Source organism: Flavobacterium sp. (assembly GCF_035299245.1).
GTDB lineage: Bacteria > Bacteroidota > Bacteroidia > Flavobacteriales > Flavobacteriaceae > Flavobacterium.
Map to the genome: position 1 here is coordinate 211129 of NZ_DATGWY010000004.1, position 13993 is coordinate 225121.

The 13993-nt window shown below is 35.1% G+C and carries 15 protein-coding genes; 3 read left to right on the top strand and 12 right to left on the bottom strand.

What is annotated here, in order from left to right:
- Positions 1 to 103 precede the first annotated feature (103 nt).
- Both VK161_RS02595 and VK161_RS02600 read right to left on the bottom strand, forming a co-directional pair.
- Positions 104 to 616, bottom strand: coding sequence for an acyl-CoA thioesterase (locus tag VK161_RS02595; RefSeq protein ID WP_324213195.1), 513 nt, complete (start codon positions 614 to 616; stop codon positions 104 to 106).
- 271 nt (positions 617 to 887) lie between these two features.
- Complete coding sequence (locus VK161_RS02600) at positions 888 to 1850, bottom strand: SPOR domain-containing protein (protein WP_324213196.1); 963 nt, start codon at positions 1848 to 1850, stop codon at positions 888 to 890.
- 102 nt (positions 1851 to 1952) lie between these two features.
- Between VK161_RS02600 and dprA the strand changes: the two genes are divergently transcribed.
- Complete coding sequence (dprA, locus tag VK161_RS02605; protein WP_324213197.1) at positions 1953 to 3059, top strand: DNA-processing protein DprA; 1107 nt, start codon at positions 1953 to 1955, stop codon at positions 3057 to 3059.
- Between the two features lie 34 nt (positions 3060 to 3093).
- Here the strand turns inward: dprA and trpS are convergent, their stop codons facing one another.
- Positions 3094 to 4113: a tryptophan--tRNA ligase gene (gene trpS / locus VK161_RS02610; RefSeq protein WP_324213198.1), complete on the bottom strand. Its 1020-nt coding sequence runs from the start codon at positions 4111 to 4113 to the stop codon at positions 3094 to 3096.
- A 70-nt stretch (positions 4114 to 4183) separates the two neighbouring features.
- Here trpS and VK161_RS02615 point away from each other — a divergent pair, with 70 nt between their 5' ends.
- Complete coding sequence (locus VK161_RS02615) at positions 4184 to 4921, top strand: lysophospholipid acyltransferase family protein (protein ID WP_324213199.1); 738 nt, start codon at positions 4184 to 4186, stop codon at positions 4919 to 4921.
- A gap of 84 nt (positions 4922 to 5005) precedes the next feature.
- Here the strand turns inward: VK161_RS02615 and VK161_RS02620 are convergent, their stop codons facing one another.
- From VK161_RS02620 to VK161_RS02660, 9 genes are all read right to left on the bottom strand, one after another.
- Complete coding sequence (locus VK161_RS02620; protein WP_324213200.1) at positions 5006 to 6541, bottom strand: outer membrane beta-barrel protein; 1536 nt, start codon at positions 6539 to 6541, stop codon at positions 5006 to 5008.
- The gene (locus VK161_RS02625) at positions 6538 to 7083 is read right to left on the bottom strand and encodes a sigma-70 family RNA polymerase sigma factor (RefSeq protein ID WP_324213201.1); all 546 of its coding nucleotides are present in this window, start codon (positions 7081 to 7083) and stop codon (positions 6538 to 6540) included. Before VK161_RS02625 ends, VK161_RS02620 begins: the two co-directional genes overlap by 4 nt.
- Before the next feature lie 9 nt (positions 7084 to 7092).
- On the bottom strand, positions 7093 to 7500 hold the full coding sequence (locus tag VK161_RS02630) for a hypothetical protein (protein ID WP_324213202.1): 408 nt from the start codon (positions 7498 to 7500) through the stop codon (positions 7093 to 7095).
- A gap of 93 nt (positions 7501 to 7593) precedes the next feature.
- Positions 7594 to 8598: a recombinase RecA gene (gene recA, locus VK161_RS02635; protein ID WP_324213203.1), complete on the bottom strand. Its 1005-nt coding sequence runs from the start codon at positions 8596 to 8598 to the stop codon at positions 7594 to 7596.
- Positions 8599 to 8696: 98 nt separating this feature from the next.
- Entirely contained in the window at positions 8697 to 10127 is a 1431-nt protein-coding gene (pyk, locus tag VK161_RS02640; protein ID WP_324213204.1) for a pyruvate kinase, read from the bottom strand.
- A gap of 2 nt (positions 10128 to 10129) precedes the next feature.
- On the bottom strand, positions 10130 to 10618 hold the full coding sequence (locus VK161_RS02645; RefSeq protein ID WP_324213205.1) for an IPExxxVDY family protein: 489 nt from the start codon (positions 10616 to 10618) through the stop codon (positions 10130 to 10132).
- Positions 10619 to 10728: 110 nt separating this feature from the next.
- On the bottom strand, positions 10729 to 11475 hold the full coding sequence (rnc, locus tag VK161_RS02650) for a ribonuclease III (protein WP_324213206.1): 747 nt from the start codon (positions 11473 to 11475) through the stop codon (positions 10729 to 10731).
- Between the two features lie 4 nt (positions 11476 to 11479).
- Entirely contained in the window at positions 11480 to 12733 is a 1254-nt protein-coding gene (gene fabF, locus VK161_RS02655; RefSeq protein WP_324213207.1) for a beta-ketoacyl-ACP synthase II, read from the bottom strand.
- Positions 12734 to 12909: 176 nt separating this feature from the next.
- Positions 12910 to 13146 (bottom strand): acyl carrier protein, encoded by a 237-nt coding sequence (locus VK161_RS02660; protein ID WP_007137004.1) that lies wholly within the window; start codon positions 13144 to 13146, stop codon positions 12910 to 12912.
- 275 nt (positions 13147 to 13421) lie between these two features.
- On the opposite strand from VK161_RS02660, the gene VK161_RS02665 reads away from it, so the two are divergent.
- Positions 13422 to 13988 (top strand): phosphoribosylglycinamide formyltransferase, encoded by a 567-nt coding sequence (locus VK161_RS02665; protein WP_324213208.1) that lies wholly within the window; start codon positions 13422 to 13424, stop codon positions 13986 to 13988.
- Positions 13989 to 13993: the final 5 nt, after the last annotated feature.

A 13993-nucleotide genomic window follows, 5' to 3' on the forward strand; every position in this document is an offset into this window, starting at 1 on the left:
TCAAGATTTCACTATAAATTTTCGCCACAGATTCACAGATTAAATTAATTTAGAATCTGTGAATCTGTGGCGATTACTATTGTATAAAAAAACGGTTAAACGTTTATTCTACAAACAATGCTTTTAGTTCGGTTGCCTCGTTCGGTTTCATTTTTCCAGCCAAAACTAAACTCAGTTGTTTTCTGCGTAAAGCAGCGTCAAATCGGGCTTTTTCTTCTTCGGTTTCCGGAATCAATTCAGGAACCGGAACCGGATTTCCAGAATCGTCAACTGCCACAAAAGTATAAATAGCTTCGTTGGCTTTGGTGCGTATTCCCGATTCGCGATCTTCAATCCAAACGTCCAGAAAAATCTCCATAGACGAGGTAAAAGCTCTCGAAATTTTGGCTTCAATAGTGACTACACTTCCTAACGGAATCGAACGATTGAACGCTACGTGATTGACACTTGCAGTAACTACAATTCGTCTGGAATGTCTACGTGCAGCAATACTCGCAGCTCTGTCCATTCGAGCCAGCAATTCACCTCCAAATAAGTTGTTCAATGGATTAGTCTCACTCGGCAATACCAAATCGGTCAAAATGGTTAATGAATCGGAAGGATGTTTTGGAGTCATAATTTTTTTTGCAAAGGTAAGAATAGATAGTAATTCTTTCTAAAAAAAACAATAAAGTACGTTAGGTATAATTTTTTACCACGAACATGCTTATCGGTAGGCAGGTGCACAAATACAATAGGTTCTCATTTGATTGAATTCGAATTTCGTCAAAGACGAACCAATTTTTGATGAATTTTTTTAATTCGACAATTCGTGGCCACAAAAGTTAAATGAAATCATTAATCAATCAATTAATTTTATCCATAAAAAAATCCCGAAAATCGGGACTTTATTGTAGTTCTTTTATCATGATCCAAGCTTCCGGATTGTGTTCGCTTTGAATCTTAGTTAGAGCATTTTGTGCTTCGATGTAACTAGTATAACTTCCGTAGATAACCGGAAAAGCGCCGTACTTATTGGGTGCTAATCGCGTTGGTTTATAACCCAATTGCTGCAATTCGGCAAACAATTTATTGGCATAAAATTCTTTTTGATATACTCCAGCAACCAAATGATAGGCTTTAGTTGCATTGGCTTTTTCACTTCCATCAACCGATAAAGTTACATTTTGAATTGGGTTATCAATAAAGAAAGTTGCTTCTTGTATTTTTTGATTGACTTGTTGTTGCACTTTGGTTTCCACCAGCAATCGTTGTTGTTGCATCTCTTTTTGGTAATAATCATTACCTAAAAATCCGCCTGTAGTCATTAATCCAGCACCCAAAACAAACATAGCGGCGTATTTCAAAACACCCGAACCGTTTCTTCGTTCTGGAGTAAGAGTAATGGGAGCTTTTTCTTCCAATTCTTCAACTTCTTGTTTGTACACTTCGCGTTTTACTGCTGGTGATACATACGAACTCAATCCAAAAGAATCGGTCAAATAATTGATTTGATTGGTTGGTGTGAACACTAAATTGTGCTCTGAATTGAAAAACAATTCACCAATGTTGTGCAACGAAATTCCACCGTAAATTTGAAGATTGTTTTTCCAAGCCGCAACCTCATTCATGATGTTACTTACGGCTACTTCAAACGAAACCTTCTCAACTTGAGCAATATGATTGGCCAATAAACCATCGTTATTTTTGATGTGTGAATTGAAAGAAACCACTTTTTTCGGTGGAGAAAAAGTATGAGTTCCTTCATGTAATTGTGCTGATTGGGTTTCAGTTAAGAAAGCTCCAAAACCAGGAACAGTCACACATTGGTAACGATAGAGTAATTGTGAGATGTGGTGTTCAATCTTCATACGAGCAAAGTTAATTAAACAAGAGCAAAAGCAAAATATTATTCACAAAAATTATTAACAATTCGGAAAAAGTGACTATTTTAGATTTCTATTATTTTTTCAATGACCGATACAGAATTAGTACACGCACTAGCACTCTTAAAAACCGATGGAGTAGGCGATATCATTGCCAAAAAACTCATAAATCATTGTGGTTCAGCCGAAAATATTTTCAATTCAAAAGCTTCTTTTTTGAAAGGAATTGATGGTATTGGCTCTGTTTTACTCAAAAAACTGAAAGACAAATACACCTTTGAAAAAGCGGTTTCCGAATTCAATTACATCAAAGAAAACAACATCAAAGTGGTTTATTTTCTTGAAGAGGATTATCCCGAACGATTGAAACACTGTGTTGATGGTCCGGTTTTGCTCTTTTCTACAGGAAACATCAATTGGAATACGCGTCGGGTAATCAGTATAGTTGGAACACGACAGATTACTTCGTATGGAACGGATTTTTGTAAAAAACTAATCGAAGATTTAGCGCCTTTGAATCCAATTATTGTCAGCGGATTTGCCTATGGCGTTGATATAGTTGCTCATCAAACTGCAATGGATTTTGATTTGCAAACCATTGGTGTTTTGGCGCATGGTATGAATCAGATTTACCCGAAAACACACAAAAAGTACATTGCCAAAATGGAGCAAAACGGTGGGTTTTTGACCGAATTTTGGAGTACATCCAACCCAGAAAAGGAAAATTTTGTACGTCGGAATCGAATTGTTGCCGGAATTTCGGAAGCCACAATTGTAATTGAAAGTGCCGAAAAAGGCGGTTCGCTCATTACTGCAACGATGGCCAGCGAATACAATCGAGATGTTTTTGCTGTTCCCGGGCGAACAACCGATAAATTGAGCCAAGGTTGTAATGATTTAATCAAAACGCAACGAGCACATTTGTTGACTTCGGCGGCCGATTTGATTTACATTCTCAATTGGGAATTGGAGTCAAAGGATGAAATCAAAACCATTCAAAAACAATTGTTTGTGACGTTGGATTATGAAGAACAAAAAGTGTACGATTACCTCCAAAAAAACGGAAAGCAACTATTGGATGTAGTTGCTTTAGATTGTGATTTTCCAGTATATAAATTGTCGTCTTTGCTTTTGAATATGGAACTCAAAGGCGTCATTCGACCGTTGCCTGGGAAATTGTTCGAGTCGATTTAAAAGTGATTCGCAAAAAATTCTTGTAATAATCGAATTACTCCTGATGCTTTTTATTTAAAGATTTTTTTTGCTTTTGTGTTTTAAAACCTAATTTCTCACGAACACGTTCTAAAACTTCATCGGCACAAATACCTGCTTTTACGGCTCCTTTTTTTAGTAATGCATCCACTTTATGAAGATTATTCATGTAAAAATTGTATTTTTTCCTTTCGTTTTTAAAGCGTTTAAGAATCAATTGGAACAGTTCTTCTTTTGCATGACCATAACCAAAATTCTTATTGATATTTTGATATTTTTTTCTCATTTCTTCTGTTTGCTCTTTATTTGCCAATAGTTTATAAATAGCAAATATTTTACAAGTATCAGGGTTTTTGGGTTCTTCCAAAGGTGTACTGTCGCTTTGTATACTCATGATTTGTTTGCGCAGCGCTTTATCATCTAGAAAAATATTGATGATGTTGCCGCGTGATTTACTCATTTTATGACCATCAGTTCCGGGAACGTACATGGTTTCTTTTTGAATTTTAGCTTTCGGCAATACAAAAGTTTCACCCATTTGATGGTTGAAACGAGAAGCCACATCACGAGTAATTTCGATGTGTTGCTTTTGATCTTTTCCAACTGGAACATACTCGGCATCGTACAATAGAATATCAGCTGCCATTAACATTGGATAAGTAAATAATCCTGAATTTACATCGTCTAATCGAGATTTTTTATCTTTAAATGAATGTGCCAAAGTCAGTCTTTTATAGGGGAAAAAACAGCTTAAGTACCAAGACAATTCGGCCGTTTGAGGCACATCGCTTTGTCGGTAGAAAACAACCTTTTTAACATCTAAACCACACGCTAACCAAACTGCCGCGGTGCTGTAGGTGTTTCCTCTTAATTCGTCGCCATTTTTGATTTGTGTAATCGAATGTAAATCGGCTATGAAAAGAAACGACTGGTTTTCTGCTTTTTCAGATAATTGAATAGCAGGAAGAATCGCGCCTAATAAATTTCCTAAGTGTGGTGTGCCTGTACTTTGAATTCCGGTGAGTATTTTTGCCATTGTGAACTAATATTTCAGCAAAGTTAAGTCTTTGTATGAAAAATTCCACATGTTTGTTTATTTTTGGAGTATGAGACTACTAAAAATGATTTTTTGGATATTGTGGCGCGTATGGTTTTACGTTTTGATTGCACTTCCCATAATACTGATGTTTCCGCTACTTTTGATATCGATATCGTCTGAAAAATTATATCCTTTTTTCTTTAAGTTGGCTCGAATTTGGGCAAAGTTCATATTGTTTGGAATGGGATTTTACTATAAAGTAGAACGAGAAGAAGAAACCCAATTAGGAAAAAGTTATATGTTTTGCGCCAATCATACCTCAATGACCGATATTATGTTGATGTTGGCGATCAATAAAAATCCGTTTGTATTTGTGGGAAAAAAAGAATTGGTTAAGATTCCGCTTTTTGGATTTTTTTACAAGCGAACTTGTATTTTGGTGGACAGAACCAGCCAGAAAAGTCGGATGGAAGTGTATGCAAGAGCTCAAAAACGATTGAATCAAGGATTGAGTATTTGTATTTTCCCAGAAGGGAAAGTTCCAGAAGAACACATATTGTTGGATGAATTTAAAGACGGAGCATTCCGATTGGCAATTGAGCATCAGATTCCGATTGTTCCGATGACTTTTCCAGATAATATTAAGCGATTATCGTATACTTTTTTTAGTGGAAGTCCGGGAAAAATGCGAGCCAAAGTGCATCATTTTATAGAAACAAAAGGATTGACCTCGGCAGATAAAGTCAAAATAAAAGAACAAACTCGTGCAGTAATTTTGAATCAACTATTAGAATACAATCAATAAAAAAAGAGTGCTTGGCCGAGCACTCTTTCTTGCTATTACCCGAAAGCAATAACACCACTTAACTAATTTTAAACAGAAACTAACCTAAAATCGATAACTTACACCCGAATACACACCAAAAATGTAAGGTCTGAATTCGGTTGTAGATGAAAACGTATTGATTTGATATTTGAATGACGGTTCAATTCGAGCGTCAAAATTTTTAAATAGTTTATAGTTAAATCCAACTCCGAAATTAGAACTGAAATGAATATTGTTCAAATTATTCGCTTCACCAATTTTCAGATTAAACCCATCAGTTTTTAGGAAAACTTCATTATTATTGAGGTATAATGTACTGAATCCGCCAATTAATTCTACGCCGAATTTTTTGTCTAGAACTTTATACGAGAGTTCAACGGGCATTTCAATGTAACCCATCTTTTGGGTCAAAACACCATCAAAACGTTCGCTAACTACACGATCTAATTGAGTATCAACATACGATAAAGGTTTAATCTGAATCATCGCACCTTGAGTTGTTGGGTTAATATTTTTCATGGTTTTGGCATTTTCCTGCTGATAAAACACAATCCCTTGAGTATCATAATCTACATTAAGAACATTAATTCCGGTTCTGATTTTTACTTTTTTGGAAACGGCATAATTCACACCAACACCATAACTCATATTGGTATTATAGGTTTTAGTGTTTGAATTCAGCATATCGTCCAAAGGCGAACCATTAGCGAAAGACCCAAAATAAACAGGAGCCAGATTAGGTGTAACTTGCCACCTGTTTATTTTTTGTTTCTGGGTGCTTTCTTTTTCTTTTCCTTTAAGCAATTCTTCCATCGCATTAGGCTCAACAGTAGCAAGCGCTGTTGAATCTGATTTTTTAATAATGTCACCTTTTGTTTGATCAATATCTTTTGAATTTTTCATAGCAATTTTTTCTTCTTGGATATTGTTAGGGTGAGTCAATGTTACTTGACTATTTTGTTCACCCGAAGATTTTTTTTCTGTCGAGTTAATGGTATTTTTTTCCTTTTTAATTGAGTTATTATGATCTACCTCTACAACTGCTTCAGAATTATTTACGGTATTAATTTCAATTTGGTTTTTAGTTTTTAGTTTTTGGGTTGTATTTTTAGAATGTGATGCAATCGAATTTTTTTCTTTTTGTTTAGTTAAACCTACTGAATTTTGATTGTTGTTTGACTTACTTGTTTTAGCCGTATTATTTTCTTCTTCTGAAGGATTTACATCAGCGATTTGGGTTTTAACAGAACTAGCATCAAACGGAACATTTTCTTTACTTTTGGTTATTCCTTCAGGATTTTTAGAAGAGCTAGTAGCTGAATTTTCGTTTGAGCTGTTTTTTTCTTTAGTTACAATTGGTGTTGTTCCATTAATCTCATTTGGATTTTTCCTATTTGTAACAGTTGTAAGTATACCAAACCCTACTATCAACAGAGCAGCAATACCCGAGAGTTTCCACCAAATTGGAATGATTCTTCTTTTTTTCTTGTCTTTTTTCAGTTCTGCTTCAATGTTAGTCCACAATTCTTCGGGTGGTACAACTTCAAAGTGTTCTAATTTTTCCTGAAAAAGATGTTCTAAATTTTTTCTTTCACTCATTTTACTTGTGGCATTTTTTTAGTGCCAGTATGTAGTTCTATTTTTTCTTTTAAAATCATTTTTGCTCTTGACAAATTTGATTTTGATGTCCCAATGTTAATACTCAATAGTTCGGCTATTTCTTGATGCGAATAACCATCTAAAACATATAAATTAAACACTAATCGATAACGATCGGGTAATTCTTGAATAATTTTCATTAAATATTCGGAAGAGACACTTTCGCTGTCAATTTCCATTTCAACCACTTCGGGCAAATTTTCATCTACAATATTTAAGAACGCTTCTTTTCTGTATTGTTGTAAAATATGATTGGTTAGGACTCTTTTTATCCATCCATCGAATGAACCTTTGAATGAGTATTTATGAATATTTCTAAAAATAATTAAAAAACCATCTTGTAAATTATCTTGTGCTTCGGTATAGTTACGAGAATATTTTAAGCTTACAGAAAACAATTTTGGAGCGTATAACCTATATAATTGTTCTTGAGCTTTTACATCATTTTTTTGGCAATCATTTATGAGTTGTTCTATACTCAAGGTTGTGTTTTAATGGTTTACTTCGGCTGTTAATTCAATGAATTCTTCCTCTCCTGTGGTTTCATTTGTGCCTTTCCAAAATTTAAAATAGTACGTGCCTAATTGGGTTGGCTTGAATTTTAAAGGTACTGATACAGTATCGTTTTCTAACACCTGACAATCATTACGATCCATTTCAATATTATAAATGGCAACTACTCTTGTAAATTCATAGCGATCATAATAAAAGTCTTCGTAAAAATGACAATTTGAAGGTCTTAAGTATTTAACTGTTATTTCAGTTACACTGTCTTTTGCAAAAGCAGTTTCTGGTTCAACTTTTGCAATTGGTAATGTTACAACTCTGTAGTTATCTCCTTCACTACTGCAAGAGAATAATAAAAAACTTATAACTACAACAGAAATTATTTTTTTCATATTACTATTTGTTTTTATGTTCAGATTCAAATTTATAAAAAAGGTTGCGTCTAAATTTAAAAAAAACATCCCGATACAATCGGGATGAAATTTTTAAGCGTTATTTTCTTTGATGAGCTCTTTAATTTTTTGCTCGAGTTCATCTGCTAATTCTGGATTGTCTTTAATGAGCAGTTTTACAGCATCTCGCCCTTGACCTAATTTGGTATCTCCATAACTGAACCATGAACCTGCCTTTTTGATGATTTCAAATTCAACGGCTAAGTCTAAAATTTCACCTGTTTTTGAAACTCCTTCGCCATACATGATGTCGAATTCGGCGGTCTTAAATGGTGGTGCCACTTTATTTTTGACCACTTTTACTTTGGTTCTGTTTCCAATCACATTTTCACCGTCTTTAATTTGAGATGATCTTCTAATGTCCAAACGAACCGAAGCGTAGAATTTTAAAGCGTTTCCACCTGTAGTAGTTTCTGGGTTTCCAAACATTACTCCGATTTTTTCTCTCAATTGGTTGATGAAGAAAACTGTACAATGTGTTTTGCTGATGGTTCCAGTAAGTTTTCGAAGTGCTTGTGACATTAATCGGGCGTGTAATCCCATTTTAGAATCACCCATTTCGCCTTCAATTTCGCTTTTCGGAGTTAATGCAGCAACCGAGTCAATTACAACGATATCAATTGCTCCCGAACGAATTAAATTTTCAGCGATCTCTAGCGCTTGTTCACCGTTATCAGGTTGAGAAATGATTAAGTTATCAATGTCAATTCCTAATTTTTCGGCATAAAAACGATCAAATGCGTGTTCCGCATCAATAAAAGCAGCAATTCCACCTGCTTTTTGGGCTTCGGCAATAGCATGTAATGTAAGAGTGGTTTTTCCAGAAGATTCCGGACCGTATATTTCAATAATTCGTCCTTTAGGATAACCGTTTACACCCAATGCTAAATCAAGCCCTAAAGAACCAGAAGGAATAATTTCTACTTCTTCAACGGCTTTATCGCCCATTTTCATTACGGTTCCTTTACCGTACGTTTTGTCTAATTTGTCTAATGTAAGTTGTAGTGCTTTTAATTTGGCGTCTTTCTCTGTACTCATCTTAAATTTATTTTTGGCTGTTAATTGCAGTAAAAATAAGTAATTTTTTAATGCAAAATGAGTTTCGAAAGACGAGTTTTAAACAATTAAAAAGGTGCTTATTCTATTTCAGAAATACGAAGTGTATTCACCATTCCTTTTGCTACAACAGGCATTGCTGCTAAGTTGATGAGCATATCACCTTTTTTTACAAATCCGTTTTCTTTAGCAATATGATTGATGTCTTCTACTGTATCATCAGTGCTCACAAACTTATCATAATAAAAGGCATTAACACCCCAAAGTAAGTTCAGTTGTGTGAGAATTCTTTTGTTGGAAGTGTATACTAAAATGTGTGATTTAGGTCGCCAAGCCGAAATTTGAAACGCTGTATAACCGCTATTCGTTAAGGTAGAAATTGCTTTGGCGTGAATTTCATTTGCCATGACTGCCGCGTGATAACAAATGGATTTAGTGATGAATCGTTTGGTTCTAACGTGAGGTGGATTTTGCGGAACTTGAATCAGAGGTGAATCTTCAACTGCTTCAATGATTTGTGTCATTTTTTCGATTACTTGAACCGGATAACTTCCTACTGATGTTTCCCCAGAAAGCATCACAGCATCGGCTCCATCCATGACCGAGTTAGCAACGTCATTTACTTCAGCACGTGTTGGAGTCAAACTGGTAATCATCGTCTCCATCATTTGCGTTGCCACAATTACCGGAATTCGAGCTGTTTTGGCTCTGTGAATTAATTTTTTCTGAATTAACGGAACTTCGTGAGCCGGAATTTCAACTCCCAAATCACCACGAGCTACCATCAAACCATCACAGAAAGCGACGATTTTATCTATGTTTTCTACTGCTTCTGGTTTTTCAATCTTGGCTACAATCGGAATTTTGTGCTCTGAATTTTTAGCAATTAAATCTTGTAATTCTTCTAAATCGGCTGGAGTTCTAACAAACGATAAAGCAATCCAATCTACTTTATTTTCAATAGCAAAAAGAGCGTCTTTGATGTCTTTTTTGGTCAATGCTGGAAGCGAAACTTTAGTATTCGGGAGATTAACTCCTTTTTTCGATTTTAATGGTCCGCCTTGAATTACTTTGCAAACCACTTCAGTAGTTCCGTTGGTTTCAAGAGCTTCGAACATCAATTTTCCATCGTCCAAAAGAACGCGTTCACCTGGATTTACATCTCTTGGAAACTCTTTGTAATTCATGTACACTCTTTCGGCAGTTCCGGGAACGTCTTCTGCCGTTTGAAAGGTGATGATGTCGCCTGGTTTTACTACCACATCCTCTTTCATTACACCAACTCTCAGTTTCGGACCTTGTAAATCGGCTAAAATGGCGGTAGTGTAACCAAATTCATTGTTTAAACCTCTAATTATGTCAATTCGTTCTTTAACATCAGTGTAGTCAGCATGAGAAAAATTAATTCTAAAAACATTTACTCCAGCATCAATCATATCTTTTATAACCTCTTTGGTACTACATGCTGGACCAAGTGTAGCTACAATTTTCGTTTTTTTTCTTGTTGGCATTATTAAAAAATTAAATTATTTTTTGATTTTATTTTTTCAGGATCAACTAAATAAGCCGTATTTACTCGATCGATGGTATTTATTTTTGAGAGCACAGTTTGCACACTTTGACTTTCGTAGGCATTTTCAATTTTTAAAAAATAATCTACTTTTCGATACTCTGGTAAAAGATAGATTTTAGTTAAAACTTGCTGCTCCGTTTCGGCAAAAAGCCCTTGTCCTTGTTGTTTTTTGGTGGATAGAATTTCAGTCTTATTCTGAATTAAATTCCAACAAACATCTTTTTTTTCATCTTCAAAAATAAAATGAGTAAACGTGGTTTCGCCTGCTTCATTTTTAATGTTGATTTCTGAATTGCACTTCGATAAATTCAACGTTGCAACCTGATTTATAAAATAAGCCAATCGATAATCTTCTAATGAAGTATGAATGGCTACCAGTTGAAAATCAATGTCGTCAAATTCTTCAATGTGTAATTTAAGAGCACTCATTTCGCCTAAAAATAAGATGTAAATATAGTATTTATGCCGTTACAATTAAGTAATGCTCGTTCAGATTAACGATATTTTATGAACGAAAACGATGTAGCTTTCAGAAAAAGTTAGCTTTTGTTATCAATTTTTTCCTGAAACGAAAAATAGGCTCTTTTGGAGGCAATTTCTTCGGCTTTCTTTTTAGAAGTTGCTCTGGCTTTTGCAATGAGTTTGTTATCGATGGAAAGTTTTACAGCAAAATGTTTTTGACCGTCATTGCCATTGTCATCAACTATTTCGTAGTTGAAATTCTTTTTTTCTTTCTGACACCATTCGATTAGTAAACTTTTGTAACTGATAACTTTACCTTCCAACCGTGTAATATCTACATAAGGAATAATGACTCTTTTTTGGATGAATTCTTCACAACCCGAATAGCCTTTGTCTAAAAAAATAGCTCCTACTAAAGCTTCAAAAATGTTCCCGTGAATGTTTTCTCCAAAGTGAGAAAAAGGCACTTTGCTTTCTACATGATCAATCAAATTCAAATCGCGCCCCAATTCATTTAAATGTTCCCGACTTACAATTTTCGATCTCATTTTGGTCAAATAACCTTCGTCGCCCAAAGGTGCTTCTTTATATAGATAGGCAGCAATAACCGAACTCAACATCGAATCACCCAAAAACTCTAAACGTTCATAATTAATCGGATTTCCTTTGTCGTCTACTTTGTTTGAGGAACGATGAGTAAATGCTTTTCTGTAAAATCGGAGATTATTGGGTTTAGAGCCGATGATTTTTTCAACTGTGGCAAAAAAATTCCCGTCTTCAGAAGAGCGGGATTTTTTTGGAAATATTTTGTTGATAAAGCGCATACAATTACGACTCTAATTTTCTAAAAAGAACGCAGGCATTGTGGCCACCAAAACCAAAAGTATTACTCATGGCTACTTTAATGTCTCTTTTTTGCGCCTTATTTAAAGTAAGATTTAATGAAGGATCAATATTTTCATCAACTACAGAGTGATTGATTGTTGGAGGAACAATTCCGTGTTTCATAGCCAAAATAGAAGCAATCGCTTCGATCGCACCAGCCGCACCTAATAAATGTCCGGTCATTGATTTGGTTGAATTGATGTTGATGTTTTTCGCATGATCACCAAATACATGACTAATCGCTTTCAATTCGGCCACATCACCCAATGGAGTTGATGTTCCGTGCGTATTGATATGATCTACTTCTTCTGGTTTCATTCCAGCGTCGCGCAAAGTGTTTTCCATCACAGCAATTACACCAATTCCTTCCGGATGTGGAGCAGTTAAGTGATATGCATCCGATGACATTCCGCCACCGCCAATTTCACAGTAAATTTTAGCGCCGCGAGCTTTTGCGTGTTCTAATTCTTCTAAAACCAATGCGCCAGCACCTTCGCCTAACACAAATCCGTCGCGTGTTGCGTCAAATGGTCGTGAAGCAGTTTCCGGACTTTCATTACGAGTTGATAACGCTTGCATTGAATTGAATCCGCCCATTCCAGCGATAGTAACCGCAGCTTCCGAACCACCCGAAATGATGACGTCACACATGCCTAAACGAATGTAATTAAAAGCGTCAATTAAAGCATTGGCAGAAGAAGCACAAGCTGAAACTGTAGTATAATTTGGACCCATAAAACCGTTGCGCATCGAGATGTGTGCAGGAGCAATATCGGCAATCATTTTTGGGATAAAGAATGGGTTGAAACGTGGAGTTCCATCGCCTTGAGCATAACTCATCACTTCGTCTTGGAAGGTTTCTAAACCACCAATTCCAGCGCCCCAAATTACTCCAACACGCTGTTTGTTTACGTTTTCATCTGTAATTCCAGCGTCTTTAATGGCCTCTTCACTAGCTGCAATGGCATACTGAGCAAATTTGTCCATTCTTCGAGATTCTTTACGATCGACAAAATCTTCAATGTTGAAATTTTTGACTTCGCAAGCAAATTTTGTTTTATGCTTTTCAGTATCATAATAGGTGATTGGAGCGGCTCCGCTTTTACCATTTACTAAACCATCCCAATATTCTTCTACCGAATTTCCAATTGGGGTTAAAGCTCCAAGTCCAGTTACAACAACTCTTTTTAATTGCATATAATTTTATTTTAGTAATCTTTTAAACAAATAATACCCATGTAATCTTTAGGTTAAATATAAAGAGACAAGGGTATTTCAATATAGTGTGATTGAAATTCAATCAAAAATAAGTTAATTTTTTAAAATAATAAAAACCCGTAATCAAAAAAGTTGTTTACGGGTTTGTAAATTTATTATTTCTTAGCTTCTTCGATGTAAGAAATAGCTTGACCAACAGTAGCAATGTTTTCTGCTTGATCGTCTGGAATTTGAATATCGAACTCTTTTTCGAATTCCATAATAAGCTCAACAGTGTCTAATGAATCAGCTCCTAAATCGTTTGTGAAGCTTGCTTCTGTTACAACTTCGTTTTCGTCAACTCCTAATTTGTCTACGATAATCGCTTTAACTCTTGATGCAATGTCTGACATAATTTCTAATTTTTAATTTTAATTTGTTGGCAAAAATAAAAAACTTTATTTTAAAACAACATTTTAGTTAATAAATGTGACCACGAAAGTAAAAAAAATATTTTAAAATTGGCTTCAATTATATTATTAATTATCATTTATTATTCTTTTTTTTGTGTGCGTTTTGCTGAAATAGATTGGCATCATTTGATTGGATTAATGATTACATATACAAATAGTGAATCAATGAGGCGCAGTGCATTATTTACAGCTAGTTACACTTATATTAACAACAGATGAAAAAGATCGTACTATTTGCTTCAGGTTCGGGCACAAATGCCGAAAACATCATAGTACATTTCAATAAAGGAAGTCAAAGTAACGTGGTCGCTGTCTTCACTAACAATCCACATGCCAAAGTAGTAGAAAGAGCAAAAAATCACAATGTAAAAGCGTTGATTTTCAATAAAGAAGAGCTTTCCCAAGGACTGGTTCTACGGCAATTAAAAGACATTCAGCCTGATTTAATTGTTTTGGCCGGATTTCTACTAAAATTCCCTGAGCACATTATTAAAGAGTTTCCCAATAAAGTCATCAACATTCATCCCGCACTTTTACCCAATTATGGGGGAAAAGGAATGTATGGAATGAACGTGCATAAAGCGGTTTTGGAAAATAAAGAGAAGGAAACCGGAATTACCATTCATTTTGTAAACGAACATTATGATGAAGGCGGAAGCATCTTCCAACAATCAGTCAATATTGAAGAATGTACTACTCCCGAGCAAATTGCCGAGAAAGTACACGAATTGGAACACAGGTTTTTTCCTCTTGTTATTGAACGACTAATCACTAATCACTAATTACT

What these genes read in the sequence shown, in the direction of transcription:
- VK161_RS02595 (WP_324213195.1), bottom strand. Translation starts at nt 616, where the DNA reads ATGACTCCAAAACATCCTTCCGATTCATTAACCATTTTGACCGATTTG.
- VK161_RS02600 (WP_324213196.1), bottom strand. Translation starts at nt 1,850, where the DNA reads ATGAAGATTGAACACCACATCTCACAATTACTCTATCGTTACCAATGT.
- dprA (WP_324213197.1), top strand. Translation starts at nt 1,953, where the DNA reads ATGACCGATACAGAATTAGTACACGCACTAGCACTCTTAAAAACCGAT.
- trpS (WP_324213198.1), bottom strand. Translation starts at nt 4,113, where the DNA reads ATGGCAAAAATACTCACCGGAATTCAAAGTACAGGCACACCACACTTA.
- VK161_RS02615 (WP_324213199.1), top strand. Translation starts at nt 4,184, where the DNA reads ATGAGACTACTAAAAATGATTTTTTGGATATTGTGGCGCGTATGGTTT.
- VK161_RS02620 (WP_324213200.1), bottom strand. Translation starts at nt 6,541, where the DNA reads ATGAGTGAAAGAAAAAATTTAGAACATCTTTTTCAGGAAAAATTAGAA.
- VK161_RS02630 (WP_324213202.1), bottom strand. Translation starts at nt 7,500, where the DNA reads ATGAAAAAAATAATTTCTGTTGTAGTTATAAGTTTTTTATTATTCTCT.
- recA (WP_324213203.1), bottom strand. Translation starts at nt 8,598, where the DNA reads ATGAGTACAGAGAAAGACGCCAAATTAAAAGCACTACAACTTACATTA.
- pyk (WP_324213204.1), bottom strand. Translation starts at nt 10,127, where the DNA reads ATGCCAACAAGAAAAAAAACGAAAATTGTAGCTACACTTGGTCCAGCA.
- VK161_RS02645 (WP_324213205.1), bottom strand. Translation starts at nt 10,618, where the DNA reads ATGAGTGCTCTTAAATTACACATTGAAGAATTTGACGACATTGATTTT.
- rnc (WP_324213206.1), bottom strand. Translation starts at nt 11,475, where the DNA reads ATGCGCTTTATCAACAAAATATTTCCAAAAAAATCCCGCTCTTCTGAA.
- fabF (WP_324213207.1), bottom strand. Translation starts at nt 12,733, where the DNA reads ATGCAATTAAAAAGAGTTGTTGTAACTGGACTTGGAGCTTTAACCCCA.
- VK161_RS02660 (WP_007137004.1), bottom strand. Translation starts at nt 13,146, where the DNA reads ATGTCAGACATTGCATCAAGAGTTAAAGCGATTATCGTAGACAAATTA.
- VK161_RS02665 (WP_324213208.1), top strand. Translation starts at nt 13,422, where the DNA reads ATGAAAAAGATCGTACTATTTGCTTCAGGTTCGGGCACAAATGCCGAA.